Origin of the sequence: Streptomyces sp. NPDC050504 (assembly GCF_044458065.1) — a bacterium.
Taxonomy (GTDB): Bacteria; Actinomycetota; Actinomycetes; order Streptomycetales; family Streptomycetaceae; genus Streptomyces.
The window spans coordinates 44012-70680 of sequence record NZ_JBITHO010000006.1 but is presented as its reverse complement, the minus strand read 5'-3'; the positions used below and the strand labels follow the sequence as shown (position 1 = coordinate 70680).

The 26669-nt window shown below is 71.1% G+C and carries 24 protein-coding genes; 9 read left to right on the top strand and 15 right to left on the bottom strand.

The window, feature by feature from the left end; translation table 11 throughout:
* Window positions 1-175: 175 nt before the first annotated feature.
* Window positions 176-1234: a tartrate dehydrogenase gene (locus ACIBNE_RS23125; protein ID WP_399274405.1), complete on the top strand. Its 1059-nt coding sequence runs from the start codon at window positions 176-178 to the stop codon at window positions 1232-1234.
* A 32-nt stretch (window positions 1235-1266) separates the two neighbouring features.
* Entirely contained in the window at window positions 1267-1509 is a 243-nt protein-coding gene (locus ACIBNE_RS23120; protein ID WP_399274403.1) for a hypothetical protein, read from the top strand.
* Between the two features lie 119 nt (window positions 1510-1628).
* On the opposite strand, the gene ACIBNE_RS23115 is transcribed toward ACIBNE_RS23120, so the two are convergent.
* Window positions 1629-2390, bottom strand: coding sequence for an alpha/beta fold hydrolase (locus ACIBNE_RS23115; protein WP_399274401.1), 762 nt, complete (start codon window positions 2388-2390; stop codon window positions 1629-1631).
* 267 nt (window positions 2391-2657) lie between these two features.
* Between ACIBNE_RS23115 and ACIBNE_RS23110 the strand changes: the two genes are divergently transcribed.
* Window positions 2658-4199 carry an MFS transporter gene (locus tag ACIBNE_RS23110; protein ID WP_399274399.1) on the top strand — a complete coding sequence of 514 codons (1542 nt, stop codon included), beginning with the start codon at window positions 2658-2660 and terminating at the stop codon, window positions 4197-4199.
* A 78-nt stretch (window positions 4200-4277) separates the two neighbouring features.
* Here the strand turns inward: ACIBNE_RS23110 and ACIBNE_RS23105 are convergent, their stop codons facing one another.
* Both ACIBNE_RS23105 and ACIBNE_RS23100 read right to left on the bottom strand, forming a co-directional pair.
* Window positions 4278-5567: an FAD-dependent monooxygenase gene (locus ACIBNE_RS23105; protein ID WP_399274397.1), complete on the bottom strand. Its 1290-nt coding sequence runs from the start codon at window positions 5565-5567 to the stop codon at window positions 4278-4280.
* 243 nt (window positions 5568-5810) lie between these two features.
* Window positions 5811-6272 carry a MarR family winged helix-turn-helix transcriptional regulator gene (locus ACIBNE_RS23100; RefSeq protein ID WP_399274395.1) on the bottom strand — a complete coding sequence of 154 codons (462 nt, stop codon included), beginning with the start codon at window positions 6270-6272 and terminating at the stop codon, window positions 5811-5813.
* A 149-nt stretch (window positions 6273-6421) separates the two neighbouring features.
* Here ACIBNE_RS23100 and ACIBNE_RS23095 point away from each other — a divergent pair, with 149 nt between their 5' ends.
* From ACIBNE_RS23095 to ACIBNE_RS23075, 5 genes are all read left to right on the top strand, one after another.
* Entirely contained in the window at window positions 6422-7783 is a 1362-nt protein-coding gene (locus ACIBNE_RS23095; RefSeq protein ID WP_399274393.1) for an MFS transporter, read from the top strand.
* Between the two features lie 55 nt (window positions 7784-7838).
* The gene (locus ACIBNE_RS23090; protein WP_399274390.1) at window positions 7839-8513 is read left to right on the top strand and encodes a nitroreductase family protein; all 675 of its coding nucleotides are present in this window, start codon (window positions 7839-7841) and stop codon (window positions 8511-8513) included.
* A gap of 269 nt (window positions 8514-8782) precedes the next feature.
* The gene (locus tag ACIBNE_RS23085; protein ID WP_399274388.1) at window positions 8783-9286 is read left to right on the top strand and encodes a thioesterase family protein; all 504 of its coding nucleotides are present in this window, start codon (window positions 8783-8785) and stop codon (window positions 9284-9286) included.
* A gap of 317 nt (window positions 9287-9603) precedes the next feature.
* Complete coding sequence (locus tag ACIBNE_RS23080) at window positions 9604-11304, top strand: peroxidase family protein (RefSeq protein WP_399274386.1); 1701 nt, start codon at window positions 9604-9606, stop codon at window positions 11302-11304.
* A 170-nt stretch (window positions 11305-11474) separates the two neighbouring features.
* Window positions 11475-11717, top strand: coding sequence for a hypothetical protein (locus ACIBNE_RS23075; RefSeq protein ID WP_399274384.1), 243 nt, complete (start codon window positions 11475-11477; stop codon window positions 11715-11717).
* A 151-nt stretch (window positions 11718-11868) separates the two neighbouring features.
* On the opposite strand, the gene ACIBNE_RS23070 is transcribed toward ACIBNE_RS23075, so the two are convergent.
* Complete coding sequence (locus ACIBNE_RS23070; protein WP_399274382.1) at window positions 11869-13458, bottom strand: amidase; 1590 nt, start codon at window positions 13456-13458, stop codon at window positions 11869-11871.
* Window positions 13459-13651: 193 nt separating this feature from the next.
* Between ACIBNE_RS23070 and ACIBNE_RS23065 the strand changes: the two genes are divergently transcribed.
* Window positions 13652-14662, top strand: a complete 1011-nt coding sequence (locus ACIBNE_RS23065; protein ID WP_399274381.1) for a quinone oxidoreductase family protein — start codon at window positions 13652-13654, stop codon at window positions 14660-14662.
* Between the two features lie 184 nt (window positions 14663-14846).
* Here the strand turns inward: ACIBNE_RS23065 and ACIBNE_RS23060 are convergent, their stop codons facing one another.
* The 11 genes from ACIBNE_RS23060 to ACIBNE_RS23010 all read right to left on the bottom strand — a co-directional run bounded on the left by ACIBNE_RS23060 (window position 14847) and on the right by ACIBNE_RS23010 (window position 26496).
* Window positions 14847-16301: an amino acid permease gene (locus ACIBNE_RS23060; RefSeq protein WP_399274379.1), complete on the bottom strand. Its 1455-nt coding sequence runs from the start codon at window positions 16299-16301 to the stop codon at window positions 14847-14849.
* A 74-nt stretch (window positions 16302-16375) separates the two neighbouring features.
* Complete coding sequence (locus ACIBNE_RS23055; protein WP_399274377.1) at window positions 16376-18142, bottom strand: LVIVD repeat-containing protein; 1767 nt, start codon at window positions 18140-18142, stop codon at window positions 16376-16378.
* Between the two features lie 142 nt (window positions 18143-18284).
* Window positions 18285-19520, bottom strand: a complete 1236-nt coding sequence (gene kynU, locus ACIBNE_RS23050; protein WP_399274375.1) for a kynureninase — start codon at window positions 19518-19520, stop codon at window positions 18285-18287.
* On the bottom strand, window positions 19514-20569 hold the full coding sequence (gene dmpG / locus ACIBNE_RS23045) for a 4-hydroxy-2-oxovalerate aldolase (protein ID WP_399274373.1): 1056 nt from the start codon (window positions 20567-20569) through the stop codon (window positions 19514-19516). The genes kynU and dmpG overlap by 7 nt, the downstream gene beginning before the upstream one ends.
* Window positions 20566-21480 (bottom strand): acetaldehyde dehydrogenase (acetylating), encoded by a 915-nt coding sequence (locus tag ACIBNE_RS23040; protein ID WP_399274371.1) that lies wholly within the window; start codon window positions 21478-21480, stop codon window positions 20566-20568. Before ACIBNE_RS23040 ends, dmpG begins: the two co-directional genes overlap by 4 nt.
* Complete coding sequence (locus tag ACIBNE_RS23035; RefSeq protein WP_399274369.1) at window positions 21477-22499, bottom strand: amidohydrolase family protein; 1023 nt, start codon at window positions 22497-22499, stop codon at window positions 21477-21479. The genes ACIBNE_RS23040 and ACIBNE_RS23035 overlap by 4 nt, the downstream gene beginning before the upstream one ends.
* On the bottom strand, window positions 22496-23068 hold the full coding sequence (locus ACIBNE_RS23030) for a 3-hydroxyanthranilate 3,4-dioxygenase (protein WP_399274367.1): 573 nt from the start codon (window positions 23066-23068) through the stop codon (window positions 22496-22498). Before ACIBNE_RS23030 ends, ACIBNE_RS23035 begins: the two co-directional genes overlap by 4 nt.
* Window positions 23065-23508 carry a RidA family protein gene (locus tag ACIBNE_RS23025; RefSeq protein WP_399274365.1) on the bottom strand — a complete coding sequence of 148 codons (444 nt, stop codon included), beginning with the start codon at window positions 23506-23508 and terminating at the stop codon, window positions 23065-23067. The genes ACIBNE_RS23030 and ACIBNE_RS23025 overlap by 4 nt, the downstream gene beginning before the upstream one ends.
* Complete coding sequence (locus ACIBNE_RS23020) at window positions 23505-24257, bottom strand: 2-keto-4-pentenoate hydratase (protein WP_399274363.1); 753 nt, start codon at window positions 24255-24257, stop codon at window positions 23505-23507. The genes ACIBNE_RS23025 and ACIBNE_RS23020 overlap by 4 nt, the downstream gene beginning before the upstream one ends.
* Window positions 24254-25084, bottom strand: coding sequence for a 2-keto-4-pentenoate hydratase (locus ACIBNE_RS23015; protein WP_399274362.1), 831 nt, complete (start codon window positions 25082-25084; stop codon window positions 24254-24256). The genes ACIBNE_RS23020 and ACIBNE_RS23015 overlap by 4 nt, the downstream gene beginning before the upstream one ends.
* Window positions 25081-26496 (bottom strand): 2-hydroxymuconic semialdehyde dehydrogenase, encoded by a 1416-nt coding sequence (locus tag ACIBNE_RS23010; RefSeq protein ID WP_399274360.1) that lies wholly within the window; start codon window positions 26494-26496, stop codon window positions 25081-25083. The genes ACIBNE_RS23015 and ACIBNE_RS23010 overlap by 4 nt, the downstream gene beginning before the upstream one ends.
* Between the last annotated feature and the right edge of the window lie 173 nt (window positions 26497-26669).

Sequence of the window (26669 nt, the reverse complement as noted above, 5' to 3'; positions counted from 1 at the left end):
TTCGGGGCGATTCCCCCTGCGCCAGGGTAGGTCCCCGGCAGGGAAAGCGCAGGGCGAGCCCGGGGAGGCAGGCCGGTGCCTTCACCGCGCGGCGCCGACTGATAAGCCGGGCCTATAAGGGAGATCCGAACTGCGTCTTGGACGCGGTGCCGGGCGCGTTGCTGGAATCGACGGTATGACGAACCTCCGCATCGCCCTCATCCCCGGCGACGGCATCGGCGCCGAAGTCCTGCCGCCCGCACAGCAGGTCCTCGACGTCCTGGCCCGCCGCCACGGCTTCACGCTCCGCTACACCAGGTACGACGACTGGTCGTGCGAGCGTTACCTGAGCGAGGGCGCGATGATGCCCGAGGACGGCATCGACCGGCTCCGCGACAAGGACGCGATCCTGCTCGGAGCGGTGGGCCACCCCGGGGTGCCGGATCACGTTTCGCTGTGGGGGCTGCTGATTCCCATCCGGCGCGGTTTCCGCCAGTACGTGAACCTGCGGCCGATCCGGGTGTTCGAAGGCATCGACAGTCCGGTGCGCGGCGCGGTGGCGGGCGAGGTCGACTTCGTCGTGGTCCGGGAGAACGTGGAGGGCGAGTACAGCGAGGCCGGTGGACGCATCAACCGGGGATTCGAGGACGAAATGGCCGTTCAGGAAGCCGTGTTCACCCGCGCCGGGGTCACCCGGGTCCTCGATTACGCCTTCGGGCTGGCTGCCCGGCGCGGCGGCCGCCTGACGTCGGCGACCAAGTCGAACGGCATCGTGCACACCATGCCGTTCTGGGACCAGCTCGTCGCCGAACGTTCCGCCCACCACCCCGAAGTGGCCTGGGACCAGGAGCACATCGATGCCCTCGCGGCCAAGTTCGTCCTCGATCCCGCGCGGTTCGACGTCGTCGTCGGCTCCAACCTGTTCGGCGACATCCTCAGCGACCTCGCCGCCGCGGTCGCCGGATCGATCGGCATCGCCCCTTCCGCCAACCTCAACCCGGAGCGGGACTTCCCCTCCATGTTCGAGCCGGTGCACGGCTCGGCCCCGGACATCGCAGGACAGGGCATCGCCAATCCGCTGGGGGCGATCTGGTCGGCGGCCATGATGCTCGACCACCTCGGTGAACCGCGCGCCGCCAGGGACATCACCGACGCGATCGCCGCGGTGCTGGCCAAGACCGATCTGCGCACCCGTGACCTGGGCGGCACGGCCACCACCGCCGAGTTCACCGACAAGCTCCTCGAAGTGCTGTAGCCGAGGGCCGCCTCGTCACCCGGCGCGGACCCGTGCACCGCACAGTTCCGCCTCGACGGCAGCTCCAGCTGCTCATCTTCGGCATAGACACGTTCATGTCGGAGTGCCGCGCCCTGACCAACCTCGCGGGCAACAGCGTCGCCACGCTCGTCATCGCCCGCCGGGAAAACGCCCTCGACACCGCCCACGTCAACAAGGTCCTGCACGCCGGCACGCGCGGACCACGGGCCGAGACCGTTGACTCGCCCCCGGCGCAACTGCCCAGCAAGACCTGACACCCGGCACCCGGCACCCGGGCAGGGCTCCGACGCGCCGGACCGGGAGCCGGGCACAGCCGCATCGCCGCATGCTTGTGGCGGGGGAGCGCTCCGTACACTCCGCTCGCCCAGGGTGGTCAGCGGGCGGCTCCGCGCAGCCAGTCGACAAGCAGCGCGGTGAACTCCGAAGGCCGCTCCAGGCTGGGCAGATGGCCCGCCCAGGGCAGCTCCACATGGCGGGCGTCCGCGAGGACGGCGGGCAGCTGAGCTGCGATCTCCCGGAAGTCCGCCAGGTCGTGGCGTCCCGACAGCGCGAGGCAGGGCGCGCGTACCTCCGTCAGATCGACTTCGACCTCGGCCTCCAGCGAATCGACGTCATCGGCGGCGAGCTGGACGTCGAAGGCCAGCCGTTGCATCTCGCGGACGGCGGCCCGTGCGGACTGGTCGGCATCGGGACCGAGCCAGGTGTCGACCATCAGCTCCACCGCCCCGGCGACGTCCCCCGCGTCCAGCAGCGCGTTCTCGCGCTCGTCCAATGCTTCCAGCTCGTCGGAGGGTTCGTGGCCGGGGAGAGCGGAGCACACCAGAACCAGGCGCTCCACGAGTCCGGGCCGCAGCGCCGCGACCTCCAGGGCGACCTGCCCTCCGTACGAAGCACCGACCAGCGCCGCCCGCTCGATGCCGAGGGAGTCCAGCAGCGTCAGCACGTCATCGGCGTTGCTGTAGGGGCGGTCGGCGGGAGGCGTCTGTCCGAATCCGCGGAAGTCGCAGCGCACCACCCGGAATCCGGCGTCGACCAGGTCCGGCCGCTGCGCGTCCCACATCCGCCGGTCGCACACTCCGGAGTGGAGCAGCACCAGGGCGGGGCCGTCGCCGGTCACGTCGCAAGAGATCGTCATTCGCGGCATCCTAGGCAGGCGGTCCCATCACCGCTGCGAATAGCCGTTCGTTTCGACACCCGCATCGCCCGTCGGCCGCCTCAACCTGCCCGACTCCATCACGCCGGAATCAGGCCCCGGCGCAGTGGAGCCCCGAGCCGGCCGGTTCCGCCCGACGAAAGCGGGTGCGGTGCTGTTCTCCCTGGGTCGCCGTTCGTCATGCGGGCGTTTAGCGTGGTGACCGGGGTGGTTGACCAGGGGGCTTGACCAGGGTGACTGGAGGCCGTCATGGAGCGCTCGCCCGATTCTGCCGCCGGGGCCGCCGAACCCACCGGGGCCGCCGAGAGCGCCGCCCCGCCCAGCGGCGCCGTGCCGTACGCGGGCGGTGGCCGGCACGAACACCGGTGGCTGATCCTCGCCGTCATCGGCATCGCCCAGCTCATGGTGGTGCTGGACGCGACGATCGTGAACATCGCCCTGCCCTCCGCCCAACAGGACCTCGGGTTCTCCGACGGCAATCGGCAGTGGATCGTCACGGCCTACGCGCTGGCTTTCGGCAGCCTGCTGCTGCTCGGGGGGCGCGTCGCCGACCTGCTGGGCCGCAAGGCCGTCTTCATCGCGGGCTTGATCGGCTTCGCCGCGGCCTCGGCCCTGGGCGGTGCGGCGACCAGCTTCGGGATGTTGGTCTTCGCGCGAGCCCTGCAAGGAGTCTTCGGTGCGCTGTTGGCTCCGGCCGCACTGTCGCTGCTGACGACGACGTTCCAGGATCCGCGGGAACGGGCGAAGGCGTTCGGCATCTACGGTGCCATCGCGGGCGCGGGCGGCGCGGTCGGACTGCTGCTGGGCGGCGTACTCACCGAGTACCTGGACTGGCGTTGGTGCCTGTACGTGAACCTGGCCTTCGCCCTGGTCGCCATCGTGGGCGGAATGCGACTGCTGCACGGCGGCCGTCCCGCGGACCGGCCCAAGCTTGATGTGCCGGGCACGATCCTGGTGTCGGTCGGCCTGTTCTGCGTCGTGTACGGATTCGCGAACGCCGAGACCAACGCGTGGAGCGACTGGAAGACCTGGGGCTTCCTCGTCGCGGGCGCGGTGCTGCTCGTCGTGTTCGCCGTGTGGGAAACCCGTGCCGAGCATCCGCTGCTGCCTCTGCGCGTGGTTCTGGACCGGGACCGGGGAGCGTCCTACCTCGCGATGTTCATCTCCGGTGCGGGCATGTTCGGCGTCTTCCTGTTCCTGACGTACTACCTCCAGCAGATCCTGGACTACTCGCCGGTGATCACTGGTGTGGCGTTCCTGCCGATGGTGGCCTGCATGGTCGTCTCCTCGGTCGTCACCACCAACAACCTGGTGCCGAAGTTCGGCCCGAAGCCCATCGTGCCGCTGGGCATGGCGCTTTCGGCGGCCGGCATGGCCTGGCTCACCGCACTGGGCACCGGCAGCAGCTACGCGGCGCACGTGCTGCCGCCGCTGCTCGTCGCAGGCATCGGCTTGGGCCTGATCTTCGCGACGGCGATGAACCTGGCGACGTCCGGCATCGCGGCGCACGACGCGGGAGTGGCCTCCGCGATGGTCAACACCAGCCAGCAGGTGGGTGGTTCGATCGGAACGGCGCTGCTCAACACGCTCGCCACGAGCGCCGCGACCAACTACCTCGCGGGGAAGCAGTCCACGCCGTCGGTGCAGGCCGAGGCCGCGATGCGCAGTTACTCGACGGCGTACTGGTGGTCGGCGCTGTTCTTCGCCGTCGGGTTCGTCGTGACACTGGTCCTCTACCGGCCTGGGCGTCCGCCCGCGGTGTCGGCGGGCGACCAAGCCGTACACATGTGAGTACGTCGGGGAGGGCGGCGCGGTCTTCCTGTCGTGTACGCGCTCGTCGCGCCGGCCGGGGCGACGCAGGCGGTCGGTTCACGTCCCTGGCGGAGAGGCGATCGGGGATCCGGCCGGGGCCGCGGAGTCCGGCACCCCCGCGTAGTCGGGCAGCTCGATGCCGTTGAGCGCGCGCTCGACCAGCTCGGCGAACCATTCTCCGGCGAAATCGGGGCCCGGCTCGGTGTCCGGCCCGGGGACGTCGCGGCTGCGGGCGTTCAACCGGCCGATCTCCTGGTTGGCCTCGACGAACGAGCGCATCCGCGCCTCGTAGCGGGCGAACCCGGTGCCGGGGTCCCACTCGGCGGCGGCCAGCTCTCCGGCCAGCAGGTAGGCGCCCACCAGCGCCAGCCCGGTGCCCTGCCCGGACATCGGTGACGAGCTGAACGCCGCGTCCCCGAGCAGCCCCACCCGCCCGCTCGACCAGCGGTCCATCACCACCTGGGCGACTTGGTCGAGGTAGAAGTCCGGGGTGTCGTCCAGGTGCGCGAGGATGTCCGGGGTCAGCCAGCCCAGGCCCGCCATCCGCTCGCGCAGGAGATTCTTCTGGGCCGCGATGTCACGGTGGTCGACGTCGAAGTCGGCCGTGGCGAGGTAGAACATGGCCATCGCGCGGGTGGCGTCCTGGACGGGGCGCAGGAGGGCCGAGCGTCCGGACTTGAGGTCCTGGTACTCAAGCAGCCAGCGGTCCAGCCCGAACTCGTTGGGCACGCTGTAGAAGGCGAGTACGTGCCCGAGGTGGCGGAGGAACCGTTCATGCGGCCCGAAGACCATCGCCCGCAGCTCCGAGTGCAGTCCGTCGGCTCCCACCACCAAGTCGAAGCGCTGTCGGCCGCCGCCCGCGAAGACGACGTCGACGCCCTCCGCGTCCTGGGTGAGCCCGGCGATGCGGTCGCCGAAGACGTACTCGACGCCGTCGCGGGTGTCGTCGTAGAGCACCCGGGACAGGTCCCCGCGCAGGATCTCGATGTCCGCGACGAAGCCGTCGCCTCCGTCGTCGTCCGCACGGAAGGTCTCCAGCACTTGCCCGTCCGCGTCCACGGTGTGCGCGCCCGCGGTGTCGGTGCATGCCGAGCGGACCGCCGCGTCCAGTCCCATGCGGCGGATGACCTCCTTGGCCACCCCGCGCGCGTCCACCGCCTGCCCTCCGGGACGCGGCTCGGGAGCCCGCTCCACCACGGTCACCTCGGCCCCGCGCCGCCGCAACCAGTGCGCCAGCGCGGGCCCCGCGATGCTCGCCCCCGCCACCAACACTCTGGGGCCGCCCACCCGCACTCCCTGCCCGGCCGCCCGGATCGTGCGTTCCTGCCCGGAGTCGTTGACGCCCATCACTGCCTCCAAGTGCTTCCTCCCGCGCCGCAACGTTCCCAGCGCGGGCCCACCCGTGTCGGTGGAACCGGGGTGTGGACCGTCAACACGCACAGAACTCATCGGTACGGCCGACATCGCGGCCATGCCCGCGCGCACCAGTGCGGCCACGCTCGACTACGGCCTTTCCCGCGGAGTGAACCCGTGGTCATCGCATACCGTGCGAAGAAGCGGCAAACCCTCCCGCACCCTGGCCGAACTGCGTCAGGGGCGGAGCCGCAGGAGTTTGGCGAGCAGCGTGGAGAGTTGCTCGCGTTCGGCTGACGTGAGGTCAGTGAAGGTGTCGTCGAGGAATTCGGGTACCGCGTCCTCGGCGCGTGCGAGGAACTGACGGCCCGAGTCGGTGATCGTGACGGCGTAGGCGCGCCGGTCTTCCGCGTCGCGTTCGCGCCGTACGTGTCCCGCCTGCTCCAGGCCGTCGCAGATGCCGACCATGACACTGCGGTCGATGCGCAGTTGGTCGCTCAGGGCTCGCTGCGAGCTGGGGCCGACCTCGGCGATCATTTTGAGCACCAGATGCTGTCCGACGCCGATCCCGGACTCGTTCGCCCTGGCTTCGGCGGCGCGGGCGACGACGGTCGAGGCCCGGCACAGTGCGATGTCAAGACGCTCAGCGGCAAGCGTCGGGAAGTAGCTGACCTCGCGGTTCGCGGGCTTGGGTGGCATGTGACCCACCTCCTTCGCGTGTGCGGCGGCCACGCGTCGACCCTACCAAGAATTCGTCTTCTCTCAGATTGTTTGCATGCCACCCATCGGATTTGTATGCTCACCAATCATCTGCTCGCAGATGATCTGCATGAAGATGGAGGTTTGGCGTGATCAAGCCCGACGGCAGCAGGGGATTGGCCCTGCTGCTGCTCTGCACCGCGGTGTTCCTGGACTCCATGGACCTGTCTCTGATGGGGGTCGCCCTGCCTGCCATCGGACGTGACCTGTCGCTGTCGGAGGGCACGCTCCAGTGGCTCGTGTCGGGATACGCGGTCACCTACGGCGGCTTCCTGCTGCTGGGCGGCCGACTGGCCGATCTGCTCGGCCGCCGCCGCGTGTTCCTGGTCTCCCTCGCGGTCTTCGCGGCGGCGAGCCTGGTCGGCGGACTGCTGTCGGAGGGATGGCTGCTGGTCGTCACACGGGTGGTCAAGGGGCTGGCCGCAGCGCTGACCGCGCCGGCTGCCCTGTCCCTGATCACCACGACGTTCACGGAGGGCTCCCAGCGCAATCGGGCCCTGGGCCTCTACGCCCTGGCGGGCGCCACCGGCTACAGCGGCGGCCTCATCGCCTCCGGGCTGCTCACCGAAGTCAGCTGGCGGCTGGTGTTCTTCCTTCCGGTGCCGATCGCCCTGCTGGTGCTGATCGTCGCTCCGACGGCACTGCCGGAAGGCGGCCGATCCGACCGGGAGGGCCGGAAGTTCGACGCCGTCGGCGCGGTCGCGATCACGGCGGGAGTGCTGTCGCTGGTGTACGCGCTGACCGAGTCCAGCTTGCCCGCCGGAGCGGCCGCCGCGGTGCTCCTGGCCGGTTTCGTACAGATCGAGCGGCGGCAGCGGTTCCCGCTCGTTCCGCTGCGGGTCTTCCGGTCACGTACCGTTTCAGGTGCCAACCTCGCCGCGCTGGCCTGGGCCTGCGCGACCATCGGTTGGCAGTTCGCCGCGGTCCTCTACCTCCAGCAGGTCCGCGGCTACGACGCACTGGCGACCGGTCTGGGCATCGTCCCCATGGGTGCGGCCATCATGGTGACCGCGAAGTTCACCGGACGACTGATCGACCGGTGGGGGCCGGGCCGGACCGCGGCAGTGGGAATGGTGGTCCAGGCCGCCGGAATCCTGCTGTTCCTCCGGGCCGGCCCGGACGCCGACTACGCCGGTGTGCTGCTGCCCGCGCTAGTGGTGCACGGCGTGGGCAACGGCTTGTCGTTTCCCAGTCTCAACATCGCGGCCGTCGGCGCCCTCCCCGATGACCAGCAGGGCCTGGCCTCCGGGCTGATCACCTCAGCCGTCCAGATCGGGGCGGGCATCGGAGTCGCCGTGCTGGCCTCACTCATGGCCGCGGCCGGACCTGGCATCGACGGCTACCGGATCGCCTTTCTCGCCGCGGGCTGCTTCTCCCTCGTCGGCGCGGCCCTGGCCCACTTCGGCCTGCGCGTGCGCACCCGGGGCACCGAGGCACCCGCTCCCGCCTGACCGACCTCCCCACGACGCCCATCGACCCGTACCGTCCGAGACAGAGGAAACAGCCATGACCCTGGATCTGACCCCCGATCAACTCCTGTCGACCACCCGTGCGGTGCGGAAACGCCTCGACCTGGACCGCCCGGTCCCGCGCTCCCTGATCGAAGAGTGCGTGGACTTGGCCACACAGGCGCCTACCGGCCGCAACCGGCAACGCTGGCACTTCATCGTCGTCACCGAAGACGCCCAGCGGCGGGCCGTGGCCGACATCTTCCTGCGCGCCCTGCCACTGGCCACCGGACACCCGCTGACCGAACGCGACGCGTGGCGCATGAACTACCACCCCAACTCCACCGAACGGGTCTTCGACGGCCTGCGCCACCTGGCCTTCAACATCCACCGCGTGCCCGCCTTCGTGATCCCCGGCGTGGAAGGACGTACCGACGACGCTTCGGTGACCGTGCAAGCGGGGGCGTGGGGCTCGATCCTGCCGGCGGTGTGGAGCTTCATGCTGGCCGCCCGAGCACGCGGCCTGGGCACCACCTGGACGACAGCGCAAGGGCCGCTGGAACGGGAACTGGCCGAGGTGCTCGGCGTTCCGCACGACGACATCATGCTGGCCGCCTTCATCCCGCTGGCGTACACCATCGGCACCGACTTCAAGCCGGCCCGCCGCGTCCCCCGCGAGCACGTCCTGCACTGGGACCGATGGGAACAGCGCTCCACCGGTCCCACGCAGTAGCTCTCTCGCCTGATCCGGGCAGCGCTTTCACACTGCGAATCGCGTGTTCGGAGGATTGGAGGGAGTACGGGAGTCGGCAACGGCCGGGGCGGTGACGCGCGTCCCCGGCCGCGCCGGGACCGGCGAGCCTTGAGAAGTACGGCCGTGGCCAGGTGGGGCGCACACGCTGCTGGCCCCACCTGCCCGGCCGGTGATCCGGTGCCGCCAACTCCGGTTCCCGGCAGAATTGTTCAGGACATGCTTGGCCCTGACAGGTAATGATGTGCGCCGTGACCCCGAAGAACGCACGAATATCCGAGTCCACGACCGACACCACTCCTGAGGCCGGGCCCGGCTCTGCCGCCGGACGGCCGTTTTGCGTACGGCTCGCCGTCCGCCACAGCGACCTCGACACCAACGGCCACGTGCGCGGATCCGCTTACGTGGACTTCGCCGACCACGCCCGCTGGGCCTGCGTACAGGAAGCGGGGGTGGACGCGCTGGAGATGTCACGGTCCGGGCTTGGGCCCGTCAACCTGGAGACCACGGTTCGCTTTCACCGTGAGCTGCGTGCCGGTGACGAGTTCGATGTCACCTGCGTGTTCACCTACGACGGCGCCGACAAGAAGACCGGCCGCGTCACCCAGGAATTCCTGCGCACTGACGGCGCGCTGGCCGCCACCGTGGAGAGCGTCACCGGTCTGCTCGACCTCACGACACGTCGCCTGATGCCCGACCCGGCCTCCCACTGGCGCCGACTGGCCACCACCCCCTCGCTGCTCGGGGCCGACTGACGTCACGCCGAGATGCCCCGACCTCCCCGGCGCCGTCGGCCCGGACCCGGGTACAGCCATGAGTGGAGGATCAACTACCCCTTACTCAGGGCGAGTTGTGAGGAATCGCTCTGTGATGGAACTGGGCTGCGGCGTAGGGTGCACGGGACAGAGGAGACAGGGGGACAGGGGGAGGCCCCGGTGGGGGTCGCCCGCCCGTGCGGGCGCGCTGCCCGAACCGTCGCGGGCCGTACAGGTCATGCCCTTCTGCCTTCGGAAATCCCAGTACGCGATTGAGTCCGAGTACGCGAGTTCCTTACATTCCCGGAGGATCGTCGATGGAAAGGTCCAACCCCGAGATCAATCGTCGTGCGGTACTGCTGTCCGGCGCGGTCGCGGCGGCCACAGTGGCCACTGCGGCCACGGCCGGCGCGGCGAGCGCCGCCGCCGAGCCCGAGGCGGGCGCGGCCGGGACCGCCGGCGGTACGGCAGCGCCCAACCCGCCGGTGTACCGGTCCGTCACCGGCTACGGCAACAACCTCAAGCACCCCGAGCGCGGGGCCGCAGGCTCGGTCTTCCTCAGACGCGCCCGCGTCGGGTACGCCGACGGCGTGAGCGCCCCGGCCGGGGCCGACCGCCCGAGCGCCCGAGTGGTCAGCAACATCGTCTGCAGACAGGAGACCGACACCCTCAACGCCCAGCGCCTGACGGACCTGACCTGGATGTGGGGGCAGTTCCTCAACCACGACTTCAACCTCATCCCGGCCGCGGACCCACTGGAGACGATCGGCATACCGGTGCCCGCCGACGACACCGCGTTCCCGCCCGGCAGCCAGATCCCGCTCACCCGCTCGGCATACGATCCGTCCACGGGCACGGGGCGGCGCAACCCGAGGCAGCAGATCAACAACTTCACCACGTACATCGACGGCAACTCGGTGTACGGCCCGGACGAGGGGCGGGCCGCGGCGCTGCGCGCCATCCGGAACCTGGGACCGGTGGCCGCCTACGGCAGCGCGCTGAAGACCGGCGCAGGCGTCGACGGGCCGGTCCTGCCGCTGAACACGGCCGGGCTGTTCAACCAGACGGTCGGACCCGCGGCCGGCTACTTCCTGGCCGGCGACGAGCGGGCCAACACCGGGTACGGCCTGATGAGCATCCACTCCCTCTTCGTCCGGGAGCACAACCGGCTGGCCGCGCTGATCGCGGCCGAGCGCCCCACGGCCAGCGCCGAGCAGGTCTTCCAGCACGCCCGCAAGTGGGTCGGCGCGCTGATCGGGACGATCACCTTCCAGGAGTTCATCCCCGCGATCCTCGGCCCGAACGCGATCGGCCCGTACACCGGCTACGACCCGCACGTGGACCCCACCATGAGCGCCGAGTTCGCGACCTTCGGCTTCCGGTTCGGCCACTCGATGCTCTCGCCCGACCTGCTGATCGTCGACAACGACGGTCAGCTCCTGCAGGCCGTACCGCACGGCCAGGCACTGCTCAACATCGGTATCGTCAACCGGTACGGCATCGGCCCGGTGTTCAAGGGCTTCGCGTCCCAGATCATGCAGGAGGTCGACGTCTCGGTCATCGAGGCGATGCGCAGCATCCGGCTCCCCGGCGCGCCGCCGCTGGACCTGGTGGCCGTGGACATCCAGCGCGCCCGTGACCACGGAGTCCCGGACTACAACCAGTGCCGCAGAGCGTACGGGCTGCCCCCGAGACGTACGTTCGCCGAGCTCACACCGAACCCGGCGGTACAGGCGAAGCTGTCCGCGGCCTACGGCGACATCCGCCTGCTCGACCCGCTGATCGGCGGGCTGGCCGAACCCCACATCCCGGGCACGGCGTTCGGCCCGCTCTTCACCGCGGTGATCACTGAACAGCTCACCCGGACCCGGGCCGGAGACCGCCTCTGGTTCGAGAACGACCCGGCCCTCACACCTGCCGAGGTCGCCGCGATCAAGAGCACGAGAATGTCGGACGTGATCAAGCGGAACACGCAGATCACGAACATCCAGGAGGACGTCTTCCACCTGCCGCTCTGATACGGGCCCGGGGTTCCCCACCGGCGCCGCGTACCGGTCCTGCGGTGCGGTGCGCGGCGCCGATGACACCCTGTGGCCCCGCCCCGATGGGATCCTGCGGTGCGAGCGACGCCGAGTGGGGGGAGACTGGCTGCGTAATCCCAACAGCCCATCTTTCGGGAGAAACAGTCATGCCTGGACGCGACTACTACGGCGAGTTCCGCAAGGAAATCGACCGTGTATCCACCGATCAGGAAGTCAAGGAACGCGAGGAGCACGGGCGCAGGGCGCGGGAGGAAGAGAAGAAGGTGGAAGCCGAGTGGGCGAAGCTCACCCCCGAGGAGCGCAAGAAGCGCGCTAGGGAGGACTTCGAGAAGCAACCGAGCCTGAACCTCAACATCGGCGGGCTGCTCGGCGACCAGGAAAAGGAATAGGCCATCGCCCCGCCCGGCACACGGACACACGTTCAGGCGGCAGCCACTCGTGCGCCGCTTCCGCTGGACCACAGACGGCCGGTCCCGGCCTCGCGGACAGGACCGGGACCGGCTGACCCGGCCAACGCTGCTGTCGCGTTGACCGACGCGTTCAGTGCGGCGCGCTGGAGAACACCGTGGGCAGGTAGCGCGGTGTGCGCCAAGCCTTCAGCCGGTGCTCCACAGCGGCTCCCAGTGACAGGAGCTTGACGTCCTGGCGGTCACCCGCCATCAGGAGCACGCCGACGGGCAGCTCGCCCACGAAGCCCGCGGGTACCGAGAGGGACGGATATCCCGCGACGGCGGCAGGTGTGGAAGAGGGGATGACGTCGTTGTCGCCGCGAGCGCAGTCGGTCGTCCAAGCGGGCGGATTCGTGGGCGAGGCGATGGCGTCAAGCCGGTGGTCGGCCATGGTTTCGTCGATGGAGCGCCGGGAGAGGTCCTTCAACTCGGCGCGCATGGCCCGGTATGCGGGGTCGGTGGTGGGCGGTGCGGTGAGGGCCTGCTCGAACAGCTCCTGGCCGGCGAAGCAGGTGTGCTCCTCCGGGTGGGAGCGGTTGAACGCGATCAGCTCGGCGAGGTTCCGTGGGCCTTCGCGGGTGCCGAGGTAGGCGTTTATGTCCCGGTGGAACTCGCTGAGCAGTGCGGGAAATTCAAGTTCGGCGAGTCGCGCCTGGTACGGAGGCGTCACCTCGACGACCACGGCTCCGGCCTTGCGGAGCCTGCTCGCCGTACGGGTCATCAACGCGTCCACTTCAGGGCCGAGCGAGGGCAGTCGCCACAGACCGATCCGTTTGCCCCGGAGGCTCGTGGAGTGGCTCGCCAGCACGTCCTTGGCCGTTTCCCGGCTCTCGCTCAGCACCGAGAGCGTGAGCGCGGTGTCGGTCACGTTGCGTGCCATGGGCCCTGCCGTGTCCTGCTCGGCGGAGATCGGCACCACGCCCCGCTGGCTGACCAGCCCGAGGCTGGGCTTGAGGCCGACGATGCCGTTCATCCCGGCCGGGCACACGATGGAGCCGTCCGTTTCGGTGCCGATGGCCACCTGCGCCAACGACGCGGCGAGCGCGGCGGCCGAGCCGGAGGAGGAACCGCACGGATTCCGGTCGAGGACGTAGGGGTTGTTGGTCTGTCCCCCCACCGCCGACCAACCCGATGTGGGCTTGGCCGCACGGAAGTTCGCCCACTCGGACATGTTGGCCTTGCCGAGGATCACCGCCCCCGCCCTGCGCAGCCGGGTCACGAGCACGGCGTCAGTCCTGGGCGGGCTCCCGGCGAGCGCGAGCGACCCGGCCGTCGTCGGCATGTCACGGGTGTTCACGTTGTCCTTGAGCAGAACGGGGATCCCGTCCAGGGGGCCGAGCGTCTCGCCCCGTCGGTGCCTGGCGTCACTGGCGGCCGCCTCACGCAGGGCCGTGGGGCTGATGTGCAGCACCGAGTGGATCTTGGGATCGATGTTCTCGATCCGCCGCAGGTAGGCCCGGGTGAGCGCCGAGGAAGTCAGCGAACCGTGCGCCATGCGTGCCTGTAGCTGCGGAATGGTCACGGTGTCCAGGTCGACTCCGGGCGCGGGAGATGCCCCGGTCGGCGGTACCGAGCTGCCGGGACCCTGCCCGGCGGCCTGTGCTCCCACCTCCGGCACACCCGCCAGAAGGGATCCTGCGACAAGGGCGGCGGACATCGCGGCAATGCTTCTCTTCCCCATGCCACTCAGCGGACTACACAGACAGCACGCGGCGCAAGAGTGCGTGTGTGTAAATCGAGTTCAGCCTCCGTGGGCAGCCCCTGCCGCGCCCGGCCCTGCCGCCGGGGTTGAAGTCGTACCAGCGGATCGCGTGAAACGGGAATCGGATCGCCGTCAACGGGGTTGGTAGCGGACGAGTAGATATTGGAGAGTCATGCGAGCGATTCAGGTGTACGAAGTGGGCGGTCCCGAGGTGCTGCGGGAGGTCGAGGTGGACCCGCCGCGGCCGGGTCCGGGCGAGGCGGTCGTGGAGGTCGCCGCATCCGGGGTCAACTTCCTCGACGTCTACCACCGCGAAGGCCGGTACAGCCTCCCGCTGCCCTTCACCCCGGGCACTGAGGGCGCCGGCACGGTCGTCGAAGTCGGACCCGGCGTCGCCGACGTCGCGGTCGGGGACCGGGTCGGCTGGGTGGAGACTCCCGGCACGTATGCCGAGCGGGCCGTCGTGGACTCCTCCCGGCTGGTGCCGCTGCCCGACGACATCGGCTTCGAGACAGCCGCCGCGGTGCTCCTCCAAGGCATGACCGCGCACTATCTCGTCACGGACGCCTACCCGGTCCAGCGGGGCGACACGGTGCTGGTGCATGCGGCGGCCGGTGGCATGGGGCTGCTTTTGACCCAGCTCATCACCCATCTCGGCGGCAGGGTGATCGGCACGACGTCGACCACGGCGAAGGCCGAGCTGGCGAAGCGCGCCGGGGCCGCCGAGGTGATCCTCTCCTCCGCGGTCGACGATCTCGCGGCCGAGGTGAGGCGGCTCAACGGCGGTCAGGGACTGCCGGTCGTCTTCGACGGCGTCGGTGCGCACACCTTCGACGCGAGCCTCGCCAGCCTGCGAACCCGCGGTCATCTCGTGCTCTTCGGCGCGGCAAGTGGTGCGGTGCCGCCGTTCGATCCGATTCGGCTCGCCCACGGCGGTTCGCTGACCCTGATCCGGCCCAGCCTCGGGGACTTCATCGCCGATCGGTCCGAACTGCTCCGACGCGCCGCCGATGTGTTCGAGTGGGTACGGTCCAAGGCGCTCGTGGTCACCGTAACGGGCCGCTACGCACTGTCCGAGGCCGCCCAGGCCCACAGCGATCTGGAGGCTCGGCGTACCACCGGCAAGCTGCTCGTCGTACCCGACGGGGCCGCTGCTGGAAGCCGCGGGGAGACGCGGAGCTGATCGCGGACGACGAGGCCGGGGATCTTGGAGACCGGGATGTCGAGGGCATTGCCGACCGTCATCGCCGAGATCCCCGACACCGTCAGGCACTCAGCAGGCCAATAGGCCTTGTCGCACGACGCGAGCGCGCATGTCGTTCGGCGTGGCGGCGGCGTTGCCGTCCCGTTCGCTGCCCCGACCCGTGTCAGGCCCGTCGTTCCCTGCGGATCCGGGTCAGTGCGTAGCAGGCGAGCAGGACGGCGGTGAAGGCCAGACCGACGCCTGCCGCCTGGCGCATGTCGGGGACCTCGATCGCCGTGGCGGCCACCGCCAGCACTCCCATCCCGGCCACCGGGGCGAGCCGGGTGCCTCCGGGGACGCTGAAGCCGGTGAACTCCGCGGGGTGTGCGTCGCGGTGGCGGCGGAACGCCACGTACGAGGCGAGGATCAGCAGCCAGACGAGCAGGACCGCGAACAGGGCGATCGACATCAGGATGCTGAAGATGCCGCCGACGTCGTAGAAGGCGAGGAGCGCGGCCGCCGCGATGCCCAAGGTGGACGCGGCCAGGGCCGCGGCCGGGACGCCGCGCGAGGTCAGCCGGGCCAGCGGCGCCGGGGCCAGGCCGTCGTCACCGAGGGAGTGCAGCAGGCGCGACGCGCCGTACAGGTGGGCGTTGGCGGCGGAGACGGCCGCGATGAGCACCACGGCGTTGGTCAGGGTCGCGGCGGCGGGCACACCGATGTCGGAGAAGACCCGCACGAAGGGGCTCGCCTCGACGCTGCCGTCGCTCCCGGCCAGCCGTCGCCACGGGATCAGCGCCACGACCAGGGTGATCGCCAGGACGTAGAACACGCTGAGCCGCCAGGCGAGTTGGCGCATCGCGGTGCGGATCGTGCGCTGCGGGTCGGTGGCCTCGGCCGAGGCGATGGCGACGACCTCGAATCCGGCGTACGCGAACATCACCACGGACATGGCGATCCACACGGACTTCGCGCCGTGCGGCACGAACCCGCCGTCGTCCGTGAGGTGGGCGAAGCCGGAGGCCTCGGTGTCGGGGAGGCCGAAGAGGACGAGCAGGGCCGCGCACAGGATGAACGCGCAGAGCGCGCTCACCTTGATGGTGGAGAGCCAGAACTCGGTGGTGCCGAACGACTTCACGTTGATGACGTTGACCGCGAGGGCCACCGCGGCGATCGCGAGGATCGCCGCGGACATCGGCACGCCGGGCCACCACCAGCGGATGTAGAGCGCGGAGGCGACGACCTCCGTGCCGATCACCACGACCGCGCTGAACCAGTACATCCAGCGGGTGACGAAACCGGCCCACGGCCCGAGGTACCTGTGTGCGACGGCGCCGAACGACCCCTGGACCGGGTGCGCCGCGGACATCTCGCCGAGCAGGACCGCGATGATCGCGACCAGCACGGCGCCGATCCCGTACGAGATGATCACCGCGGGTCCCGCGGCGGATATCGCCGATCCCGAGCCGAGGAACAGACCGGTGCCGAGGGCGGAGCCCAGGCCGATCATGGTGGTCTGGCGGTGGGTCAGGGAACGGACGAGACCTTCGCCCCGCTCCGGTGCTTGGCTCGTGCCGGACGTGTCGGACGTGCCGGGGGACGGGACGGGGGCTGGGGCGGGTCTTTCCGGAGCGGCCATGGCGCGGGCCCTTCTGTACGGGAGGGAGATGTGCGGGCGGGGACGGCGTGAGCGGGGAGCGAGGGCTCTCGGGGTCAGAACTCGCTGTTGCGGAAGGGCTTCGCCGGTCGGTTGAGCTGCGGCTTGCCCAGCACCTTCGGCGCGGACAGGGCGTAGATGCCGTGATTGGTCAGCGCCCAGGCGATGTTGCGGTCCCACTCGACGTACACGCCGTGGGTCTGGTTGCCGTACGCGTAGTCCGGGGTCCCCGCGCCGTAGGCCTTGGGGACGAAGTAGGCGTCGATCTTCGGCGCGGCGGGGTCGGAGACGTCGAAGAACTGCACGCCCGCGTTGTAGAAGCCGTAGCCGAGGACGCCCGCCTCGTGCTTGCCGGGGTTGGTGTAGTAGCCGGTGCGCTTGGGGCCGAAGCTGCCGCGGCGCTGGCAGAAGTCCGTGATCCCGGCAGCCCTGGGCGGGGTCGGGCGGGGCAGCACACCGACGACGCGGGGGTTCTTCGGGTCCTTGGCGTCGATCTGGTAGACGTCCTTGTACGGCTCGTAGCAGTCCTCGGTGAGCGGGTAGCCGGAGTAGTAGACGATGCCGGTCTTCTCGTACTGCGAGACGTCGACGTTGTCGCCCTCGGTGCCCGATACGGACGGCGGCAGGTCGAGGTGGCCGACCGCCCTCAGGTCGGCCGGGTCGGAGATGTCGAGGACGGTCAGGCCGTAGCCGCCCATCGCCGCGAAGGCGTAGCGCCCGCCCTGCTCGACGGGCTTGGGGACGAACAGCGGCATGCGGGCGCCCATCCAGCTGGTGCGGTTGCCGCAGCGCGGGTTCTTCGCGTACGCGGCGTCCTCGCCGGTCCGCTGGCCGGGCAGGTGCCAGGTGTCCAGGAGCCTGGGGCGTGCCGGGTCGGACATGTCCCAGGACTGGTAGCCGGCCGAGTGCAGATTGGTGGGGTACTCGGTGCGGGAGTAGGTGTTGTCGGGGGCCGTGGCGATGAACATGTACCGCCCGCCGGTCCAGTACGGCACGTCCAGGGAGCCCGAGCCCTGCTGGGCCTTGGCCGGGTCGCTGTTGAGGGGGTCCTGCTGGGTGGCGTCGGTGGAGACGGTCGCCAGCAGCTTCCAGTCCTTCTTGCGCGGGCCGTCCAGCCGGAACACCTTGAAGCCCTTGAGTCCCGGTTTGGCGCGCAACTTCGCGACGCCGTCGGGGTTGTTGTACTTGTCGTGCGCCGGGTCGTCCGTGAGTTCATCGATCTGGCGCTTGTCCTCGAAGCTCTGGACCATGACGTACGCGTCGAGCTTCTTGTTCCACTGGATGGTGGACGCGCCCCAGTAGTCGTGCGCGGCCCAGGAGCCGTTGGCCTTCGTCTCGTCGCCGTCCACGTCCTGGCGGCTCATCCTCTCGACGACCTTCACCTTCCTGACGTCGGTGATGTCGTAGACGCGGCCCTCGGAGCGGTCGTACTGGAAGAGGTAGCGGCGGCCGTCGAAGTCGACGGCGTTCTGCCAGGTGTGGAAGTAGTCGGGGGTGAAGTCGGGCCCCTCGTAGGCGGCTTCGACCTTCATGTTCTTGATGTAGGAGCGGGTGTCGTACTCCTTGTTGCGGCCGGGGAAGGAGTGCTCGTGCTCCTCGTCGACCGGGGTGAGGGCGGGGTGGCGGAAGCTCTTGTCCAGCTGCATGCCGTACGCGCCGGGGTCGGCGGGGCCGGGACGGCGGTCGGCACAGACCTCCGGGATGTCGGGGTCGGTGGCGATGGCGGCAGGGGTTGCGCCCGAGGTGCCGGGCGCGACGAGCGGGGCGGTGAGGGCGGCGGCGACTGCCGTGGCCAGGGCCGCTTTCATGTGGAGGGATCGCATGGGCCAGTCCTTGGGGGTATCGGCGGCGGAGCGGGCGTGCGGGCGTGCGGGCGTGCGGGCGGGGCCGGGTAGGGGTGCGGTCGCGCGGCGGTCGGTGTGCCCGATGACCTGGGGGATCGCGCGAACCGGGCCTGCGGTGCGGTCAGGTGACCGTCGGGCGCCGCTGGTGCTCGGCGGCCAGGTGGGCGCCGGTGGTCGCGATGTCCCGCAGCTCCCGCACGGCGTGCAGGACGTCCGCGTGCGTGAGGTACAGGGCGTTGAAGCCGAAGCGCAGAAGGTCGGGGGCGCGCATGTCGCCGATGACGCCTCGCGCGGTGAGGGCCGAGACGAGCGGGTACGCCTCGGGGTGGCGCAGGGCGACCTGGCTGCCGCGGCGTTCCGGCTCGTGCGGGGTGGCCGCGGTGAATCCCAGGCCGCCCAGGAGGGTGTCGGCGCACTCCTGGAAGAACCCGGTCAGCGACAGGCTCTTGGCCCGTACGGACGCCATGTCCACACCGTCGTACGCCGTCAACGCGGCCTCCAGCGCGATCAGCGAGAGCAGCGGCGGGGTTCCGATGCGGGCCCGGGTGATGTCCGGGGCCGGGGTGTACGTGCCGGACATGGCGAACGGTTCCGCGTGCCCGTGCCATCCGGTGACCGGGTGGTCGAAGTCCCGCTGGTGGCGGTGGGCGACGTAGGCGAACGCCGGGGCGCCGGGACCGCCGGAGAGGTACTTGTAGCCGCATCCGACCGCGAAGTCGGCCCCGATGGCGTCGAGTTCGATGGGCAGGGCGCCCGCGGCGTGGCAGAGGTCCCAGTGTGCCAGGGCCCCGGCCGCGTGGGCGGCGGCGGTGAGCGCCGCCATGTCGTGGAGCTCGCCCGTGCGGTAGTCGACCGGGGCGTAGGCGGCCACCGCCACCCGCTCGCCGTCGGCCGCGAGGAATGCGGGGGCCTCGTGCGCGGGGACCCGGCGGACGTCGAGGCCGAGCAGCCGTCCCACCGAGTCGGCGATGTACTGGTCGGTGGGGAAGTGGTCCGGGTCGGTCAGCAGCAGTCGGCGTCCTGGCCGCAGCCGGGCGGCGGCGAGCAGGCTGTTGAAGAGCTGGACGCTGGTGGAGTCCCCGGCCACCACCTGGCCCGGGGCCGCGCCGATGAGGCGGCCGATGGCGTCGCCGGTCCGCACCGGCGCCTCCCACCAGCCGTTTCCGTTCCAGGACCGGATCAGATCGGTGCCCCACTGTCGGTGCACGGCGTCTTCGACGGCTGCGGGGACGGCCGCGGGCAGGGCGCCCAGCGAGTTGCCGTCGAGATAGACGACGCCCTTGGGCAGGAGGAAGCGGTCGCGGACGTGGGCGATGGGGTCGGCGGCGTCCAGCTCGGCTGCGCGCTGGTTCAGCATGCGGGTACCTCCTCGCTGCGGGTGGGGGACGGGGTGTCGGTGGCGCGCTGCCGGACGAGGTCGAGCGCGATGTCGGCGAGGAGGTCCTCCTGCCCGCCCACCAGCCGCCGCTGCCCGGCCGCGACCAGCAGGTCGCGGGTGTCGAGCCCGTGGCGCAGGGCGGTGGTCTCCGCGTGGCGCAGGAAGCTGGAGTACACCCCGGCGTAGCCGAGCGTCAGCGTCTCGCGGTCGACCCGTACGGGCCGGTCCTGAGTGGGGCGTACGAGGTCTTCCGCCGCGTCCATCAGCGGGAACAGGTCACAGCCGTGCTCCCAGCCCATGAGGTCGAAGACGGCGACCGTCGGCTCCAGCGGCGCGTTTCCGGCTCCCGCGCCCTGTCCCGCGAGCGAGGCGTCCACGCGGTGGGCGCCCGCTTCCACGGCGGTGACGCTGTTGGCGACGCCCAGGCCGAGGTTGTGGTGGGCGTGGATGCCGATCTCGGTGGCGGGGTCGAGGACGTCGCGGTAGGCGGTGACCCGCTCCCGTACGCCGTCCATGGTGAGCCTGCCGCCGGAGTCGGTGACGTAGACGCAGTGCGCGCCGTAGGACTCCATCAGCCGGGCCTGGGCGGCCAGTTCGGCGGGCGGAGCCATGTGGGACATCATCAGGAAGCCCGCCACGTCCATCCCCAGCTCCCTGGCCAGGGCGATGTGCTGGGCCGCGATGTCGGCCTCGGTGCAGTGGGTGGCGACGCGCACGGAGGTGACGCCGAGGGAGTGGGCGCGGCGCAGGTCCTGTGCGGTGCCGACGCCGGGCAGCAGCAGGGTGGTGAGCCTGGCCCGGTCGAGGACGTCGGCGGCCGCCTCCAGCCACTCCCAGTCGGTGTGCGCACCGGGGCCGTAGGTGACGGACGAGCCGGAGAGGCCGTCGCCGTGGGCGACCTCGACGGCGTCGACGCCCGCCGCTTCCAGGGCGGCGGCGATGGCGCGCACCTGGTCGGTGGTGTAGCGGTGCGAGACGGCGTGCATGCCGTCGCGCAGGGTCACGTCCTGGACGTAGACGGAGGTCATCGGGCCGGGCTCCGTTCGGCCAGGCGCTCGGCGGTGCGCAGCGCGGCGGAGGTCATGATGTCGAGGTTTCCGGCGTAGGCGGGCAGGTAGTGGGCCGCGCCCTCCACCTCCAGGTAGACCGAGACCAGCAGTCGGCCGCGTCCGGCGAGCCGGGCCAGCGGGTCGTCGTCGGGGACCTTGCGGAACTGGGGCTCCTGCTTGAGCCGGTAGCCGGGTACGTATGCGGCGACGGACGCGGTCATCGCGTGCACGGACGCGGTGACGCGGTCGGTGTCGCAGTCGTCGACGAGGCAGTGCACGGTGTCGCGCATCAGCAGGGCGGGCTCGGCCGGGTTGAGGACGATGATCGCCTTGCCCCTGGCGGCGCCGCCCACCCGCTCCAGTGCGCGGGCGGTGGTCTCGGTGAACTCGTCGATGTTGGCCCGGGTGCCGGGGCCCGCCGAGCGCGATGCGATCGACGCGACGATCTCGGCGTAGTGCACCGGTGTCACCGCCGAGACGGCGGCGACGACGGGGACCGTGGCCTGGCCGCCGCAGGTGACCATGTTGATGTCGGGTGCGTCGAGGTGCTCGTCGAGGTTCACGGGGGGCACGACGTACGGGCCGATGGCGGCCGGTGTGAGGTCGACGATCTTCTTGCCGTACGGGGCGAGCGCGGCCGCGTTGCGGTGGTGGGCGGCCGCGGACGTGGCGTCGAAGACGATGTCGATGTCCTCGAACCCGTCGAGCGCCAGCAGCCCCGCCACTCCGTCGGAGCTGGTGGGCACCCCGAGGCGGCGGGCCCGTGCGAGCCCTTCGGACCCGGGATCGATGCCGATCATCGCGGCGGCGGTGACGTTTCCCGAACCACGGATGATCTTGATGAGGAGATCGGTGCCGATGTTGCCCGATCCGATCACGGCTGCCCTCATCGGACGGCCTCCTTCAGCAGTGGGGTCAGTCCGAAGAAGCGGACGGCGTTGCCGCCGATGACGGCCGCCCGTTCCTGTTCGGTGAGCGCGCTGTCGCGCACGAGCCGGCCGATCTCCTCCTCGCCGAGCGGGAAGGGGTGGTCGGAGCCGAGCAGGACCCGCTCGGCGCCCATCACGTCCACCAGCAGCCGCAGCGCACCGGGGTCGAAGACCGCGGAGTCGACGGCGAAGCGGTCGGTGTAGTGCGACGGCGGGTGCGGGCTGTCGGCGCGCACGAGGTCGCGGCGGTGCCAGGCGTTGTCGGCGCGGCCCAGCAGGTAGGGGAAGCTGCCGCCGCCGTGGGCGAAGAGCAGCCGCAGGGAAGCGGGCAGCCGCTCGAAGGCGCCGGAGAGGATCAGCGACAGGATGCTCAGCTGGGTCTCGGCGGCCATGCCCGACAGCCAGGCGAGCATGTACCGGGAGAAGCGGGGGCCCGTCGGCAGGTCCCAGGGGTGGACCAGTACGGCCGCGTTCTCCTCGGCGCAGTGCGTGAGGAACTCCAGCAGCGCGCCGTGGTCGAGGTCGCGGTCGCCGATGTGGTTGCCGATGTGGACGCCGTGAAAGCCCTGGCGCATGGCTTCGGTGAGCGTGGCGCAGGCGGCCTCGGTGTCCTGAAGCGGCACCTGGCACAGCGGTGCCAGCCGGTGCGGTGCGTGGGAACTGAAGCCCATCAGATGGGAGTTGACGGTGCGGCACCAGTCGGTGGCGCGCGACGCCTCCAGCCCGTAGCCGAACAGCAGCGGGGTGCTGGACAGCACCTGGATGTCCACGCCGAGCCGGTCGAGGTCGGCGACGCGCTCCGAGGGGTCCCACAGGGTGCGGCGCACGGGCCGGTACTCGGCGGCCCCGGCCATCATCATCCCGGCGTCCGGGCCGTCGGTGGTGCGCAGCCAGGGGCTGTCGTCGGAGCCGGTGAGCAGCCGGGACTCGGCGCGGCCGATCTCGGGGAAGACGTGGGCGTGGATGTCGACGACGGTCATGCGCCGTCCGTCCCGTCGCGGCGGGTGCGCGGGCGCAGTGCGTCGGGCCAGTCCTTGCCCGGGTGCAGGGCGCCGCAGCGCTCGCAGGTGCGGGCGCTCTCGTCGCCGTAGAACGCGTTGAACACCGGCGGCAGGTCCTCGACGATGGAGGTGAGCTGCACTTCGCTGCGGTGCACGAGGTGGTGGCACTGGGTGCAGTACCACTCGAAGGCGTCGCGCTGGCCCTGCGGCCGGGCGAACTCCACGACCAGCCCGATGCTGTCCTCCTCCGGCCGCTGCGGGGAGTGGCGCAGGTGCGCGGGGGCGAGGAAGACGTCACCCTCGCGGATGTGGATGTCGCGCGGCGGCTGTCCCTCCTCCTCCATGACGCGCAGCACCATGTCGCCCTTGAGCTGGTAGAAGAACTCCTCGATCGGGTCGTCGTGGAAGTCGGTGCGGCGGTTGGGGCCGCCCACGACGGTCACCATCAGGTCGGCGTCCTGCCAGATCTGGACGTTGCCGACCGGCGGCTTGAGCAGGTGGCGGTGCTCCTCGATCCAGGCCTGGAGGTTGAACGGTCTCATGGTCATGGGCGCGGTTCCTTGTCCTGGGAGATGCGGGTGACGGGGGTCCGGGGGATGTGGGCGACGGCGCTGATCTCGATCAGCAGGTGCGGGTGGGGGAGTTGGTGGACGGCGACGGTGGTGCGCGAGGGGCCGTGCTCGTCGAAGTGTTCGGCGTAGACCTCGTTGTAGCCGCCGAAGTCGTTCATGCTGGTGAGGTAGGTGGTGACGGAGACCAGGTCGCTGAGGCCGCCGCCCGCGGCGGCCAGCAGGCGCGCGATGTTGTCGAGGACGGCGCGGGTCTGTGCGCGGATGTCGAGGTCCGTCACTCCCATCGCGTCCGCTTTCGCGCCGGCGAAGGTGCCGTCGGGGCGGCGCGAGCTGGTGCCGGAGACGAAGACCAGGTCGCCCGCGCGCCGGAAGTGGGGGAAGCGCCCGCGGGGCGGGGCGGCGCCGGGGACGATCACGGGTGCTCCTCGGGGGTGGTCGTGGTGAAGCGGACGGTGCCCAGGCCCGCGACCTCGGCGCGCACGTGGGTCCCGGGCGGCAGCGGTACGGCGGCCGTCGCCGCTCCGGCGAGGACGACGGTGCCGGGGGCCAGTGACCCGGCGAGCCGGGCGGCCGCAGCGAGGGCGCGCACGGGGTGCCCCAGGATCGCCGCGGTGGAGCCGGTCTCGGCGAGCCGCCCGTCGAGTTCGACCAGGACGCCGAGGTTGCCCAGCTCGCCCGGGGCGGACCAGGGGCCCACGGCGTAGCCGGAGGCGGAGGTGTTGTCGGCGATCACCTCGGGCAGCGAGAAGCGGAAGCCGTCGTAGCGGGAGTCGATGACCTCAAGGGCCGGGGCCACGGCCGCGACCGCCGCCATGGGGTCGCCGCCGGGGAGCAGGGTGTCGCCCAGCAGGAAGGCCACTTCGGGCTCGACCCGGGGGTGGATCAGCCGGGAGACGTCGAGGATTCCTCCGTCGGGGATCTCCATCCGGTCCGTCAGCCGCCCGTGGATCAGGTCGCGGACGCCCATCTGACGCATCTTGGCCAGGCTCGTGAACCCCAGCTTGAAGCCGGTCAGCCGCTCGCCGCGGGCCAGCCGCCGGGCGAGGAGAGCGGCCTGGACGGCGTACGCGTCGTCGGTGTCCCGCGGTCCGCTGCCGTCGCCGGGCAGCGCGCGGCCCGCCAGGGCGGCGGCGTCGAGGGCGGCGGCGAGTTCTACGGTGTTCATCGGGTGTCCTCCCGCCGCGGCGCGGTGCTCCGGAAGGCGGCGCGCACCGAGCCGAGGCCGTCGATGCGGGCTTCGAAGACGTCGCCGGGCTCCACGGCGGCCATGGGGCCGAGGGCGCCGGTGAGCACGGTGTCCCCGGCGCGCAGCGGGGTGCCGAGCCGTACGAGCGTGTCGGCGAGCCAGACGGCCGCGTGCAGGGGGTGTCCCAGGCAGGCGGCGCCCGCACCGGTGGACACGGGCTCGCCCCGGCGTTCCAGCACCATCCCGGCGGTGCGCAGGTCGAGATCGCGCAGCGGCACGGGTCGGGTGCCCAGGACGTAGGCGCCGCTGGACGCGTTGTCGGCGATGGTGTCGACGGCCGAGATGTCCCAGTCGCGGATCCGGCTGCCGACCACTTCGACGGCCGGCAGCGCGAAGGCGGTCGCCCGGATCACGTCGGCCACGGTGTGCCGCTCGTGAACGAGGTCGTCCGCCAGGACCAGGGCGACTTCGGCCTCGGCGCGGGGCTGGAGCACCGCTTCCCAGGGGATCTCCGCGCCGTCTGGTACGGCCATGTCGTCCATCAGGACGCCGAAGTCCGGTGTGCTGACGCCGAGTTGGGACTGAACGGCCGCGGAGGTCAGTCCGATCTTCCAGCCGGTGACGCGGCGCCCCTCGGCGCGGCGGTGGTCGCTGAGAGTGGTCTGTACGGCGTAGGCGGCCGCGAGGTCCCCGGCGGGGAGCAGGTCGCGGACGGGGGCGCACGGGACGCCCGTACGGCGTGCGGCGTCGAGCCGTTCGGCGGCCCGCGCCACCGCGGTGGCCGCTCCTTCGTCCGGTGGGTTCACAGTTTCACGCACACATTCATCGGCTCGGAGAAGAAGTCGAGGGAGTGGTCGCCGCCCTCGCGGCCGATCCCGGAGGCCTTCACGCCCCCGAAGGGCGTCCGCAGGTCGCGCAGGTTCCAGGTGTTGACCCAGGCGATCCCCACGTCGAGCGCGGGGGCCACGCGGTGCGCCCGGCTCACGTCGCCCGTCCACACGGTGGCGGCCAGCCCGTAGGGCCCGGCGTTGGCGAGCGCCAGCGCCTCCTCCTCGGTGTCGAACGGCGCCAGGTGCACGACGGGCCCGAAGATCTCCTCCCGTACCGCGGGGTGGTCCTCCGCCAGCCCCGTCAGCACGGTCGGCTCCACCCAGAAGCCGCCGTCGCGTTCGTCCCCGAAGCGCGGCGCCCCGCCGCCCGCTCGTAGCTCGCCGTCGGCCGCGGCCTTGGCGAGGTGGCCCAGTACCTTGTCGCGGTGGGCCGCTGAGATCATCGGTCCGTATTCGCTCAGCGTCCCCGCACCGGCGGCCAGGGCGTCGGTGAACTCCTCGAAGACCGGCCGCTGCACGTACACCCGCTCGGTGCACAGGCACACCTGCCCGCTGTGCGTGAAGGCCGAGCGGAGGGTGCCCCCCACGGCCTGCTCCAGATCCGCGTCGGCGAAGACGAGACCGGCGTTCTTGCCGCCGAGTTCGAAGGAGACGGGGGCCAGCCGCTCGGCGGCTGCCCGCATGATGCTCGTGCCGGTGCGCGACTCACCGGTGAAGGCGACCGCGTCGACCCCCGGGTGCTCGGTGAGCCACTGCCCGGCGGCGCCGGAGCCTTCGCCGTGGACGAGGTTGAAGACCCCTGCGGGCACGCCGGCCTCAGCCATCACCTCCGCCAGCAGACAGGCCGTGCCCGGGGTGAGTTCGGAGGGCTTGGCGACCACCGTGTTGCCCGTGGCGAGGGCCGGGGCCACCTTCCAGGTGAGCAGCAGCAGCGGCAGGTTCCACGGGGAGATCACCGCGACCACGCCGAGCGGCTTGTGCACCGTGTAGTTCAGCGCGCCCCTGCCGTCGGGGGTGGGCGTGTGCCAGGACCGCTCGGCGCGCCCCGTCAGGAGGTCGGCGTAGGAGCGGAAGTTGGCGATGGCGCGGGGGACGTCGACCGTCGACGCGAGCTCGCGGGGCTTGCCGGTGTCGGCGCACTCGCGGGCGACGAACTCCTCGAAGCGCCGCTCGATGCCGTCGGCGATCCGGTGCAGCATCCGCGAGCGCTCCGCCGGGCTCCAGGACGCCCACGGCCCGCGCAGGGCCCGCCGCGCCGCGACCACCGCGCGATCGACCAACTCCCGCGATGCCGCGGGCGCTTCGCCGACGGTGCGCCCGTTGGCCGGGTCGACGAGCGGGAACGGGTCGCCCGACGTGTCGAACCCGCCTCCTACGTAATGCCGCACAGGTGAGGGCACCCTGGGGACCTCCGTTGCCGGGCCGGGGATTCGGAACTGGTGCCCCGGCGTGTGCCGGTAGCATGCGCCCACCAAGCTATGCCGAACCAATGCCAAAATGCGCCCCTCATATACCGAGATGGGTATGCCGAGGCCCGGCCTGCCCGACCGCTCCCGGAAGG

Excerpts from the sequence above, each read along its gene's own strand:
- ACIBNE_RS23125 (WP_399274405.1), top strand. The coding sequence starts at position 176 with ATGACGAACCTCCGCATCGCCCTCATCCCCGGCGACGGCATCGGCGCC.
- ACIBNE_RS23115 (WP_399274401.1), bottom strand. The coding sequence starts at position 2,390 with ATGACGATCTCTTGCGACGTGACCGGCGACGGCCCCGCCCTGGTGCTG.
- ACIBNE_RS23110 (WP_399274399.1), top strand. The coding sequence starts at position 2,658 with ATGGAGCGCTCGCCCGATTCTGCCGCCGGGGCCGCCGAACCCACCGGG.
- ACIBNE_RS23105 (WP_399274397.1), bottom strand. The coding sequence starts at position 5,567 with ATGGGCGTCAACGACTCCGGGCAGGAACGCACGATCCGGGCGGCCGGG.
- ACIBNE_RS23100 (WP_399274395.1), bottom strand. The coding sequence starts at position 6,272 with ATGCCACCCAAGCCCGCGAACCGCGAGGTCAGCTACTTCCCGACGCTT.
- ACIBNE_RS23090 (WP_399274390.1), top strand. The coding sequence starts at position 7,839 with ATGACCCTGGATCTGACCCCCGATCAACTCCTGTCGACCACCCGTGCG.
- ACIBNE_RS23080 (WP_399274386.1), top strand. The coding sequence starts at position 9,604 with ATGGAAAGGTCCAACCCCGAGATCAATCGTCGTGCGGTACTGCTGTCC.
- ACIBNE_RS23075 (WP_399274384.1), top strand. The coding sequence starts at position 11,475 with ATGCCTGGACGCGACTACTACGGCGAGTTCCGCAAGGAAATCGACCGT.
- ACIBNE_RS23070 (WP_399274382.1), bottom strand. The coding sequence starts at position 13,458 with ATGGGGAAGAGAAGCATTGCCGCGATGTCCGCCGCCCTTGTCGCAGGA.
- ACIBNE_RS23065 (WP_399274381.1), top strand. The coding sequence starts at position 13,652 with ATGCGAGCGATTCAGGTGTACGAAGTGGGCGGTCCCGAGGTGCTGCGG.
- ACIBNE_RS23060 (WP_399274379.1), bottom strand. The coding sequence starts at position 16,301 with ATGGCCGCTCCGGAAAGACCCGCCCCAGCCCCCGTCCCGTCCCCCGGC.
- ACIBNE_RS23055 (WP_399274377.1), bottom strand. The coding sequence starts at position 18,142 with ATGCGATCCCTCCACATGAAAGCGGCCCTGGCCACGGCAGTCGCCGCC.
- kynU (WP_399274375.1), bottom strand. The coding sequence starts at position 19,520 with ATGCTGAACCAGCGCGCAGCCGAGCTGGACGCCGCCGACCCCATCGCC.
- dmpG (WP_399274373.1), bottom strand. The coding sequence starts at position 20,569 with ATGACCTCCGTCTACGTCCAGGACGTGACCCTGCGCGACGGCATGCAC.
- ACIBNE_RS23040 (WP_399274371.1), bottom strand. The coding sequence starts at position 21,480 with ATGAGGGCAGCCGTGATCGGATCGGGCAACATCGGCACCGATCTCCTC.
- ACIBNE_RS23035 (WP_399274369.1), bottom strand. The coding sequence starts at position 22,499 with ATGACCGTCGTCGACATCCACGCCCACGTCTTCCCCGAGATCGGCCGC.
- ACIBNE_RS23030 (WP_399274367.1), bottom strand. The coding sequence starts at position 23,068 with ATGACCATGAGACCGTTCAACCTCCAGGCCTGGATCGAGGAGCACCGC.
- ACIBNE_RS23020 (WP_399274363.1), bottom strand. The coding sequence starts at position 24,257 with ATGAACACCGTAGAACTCGCCGCCGCCCTCGACGCCGCCGCCCTGGCG.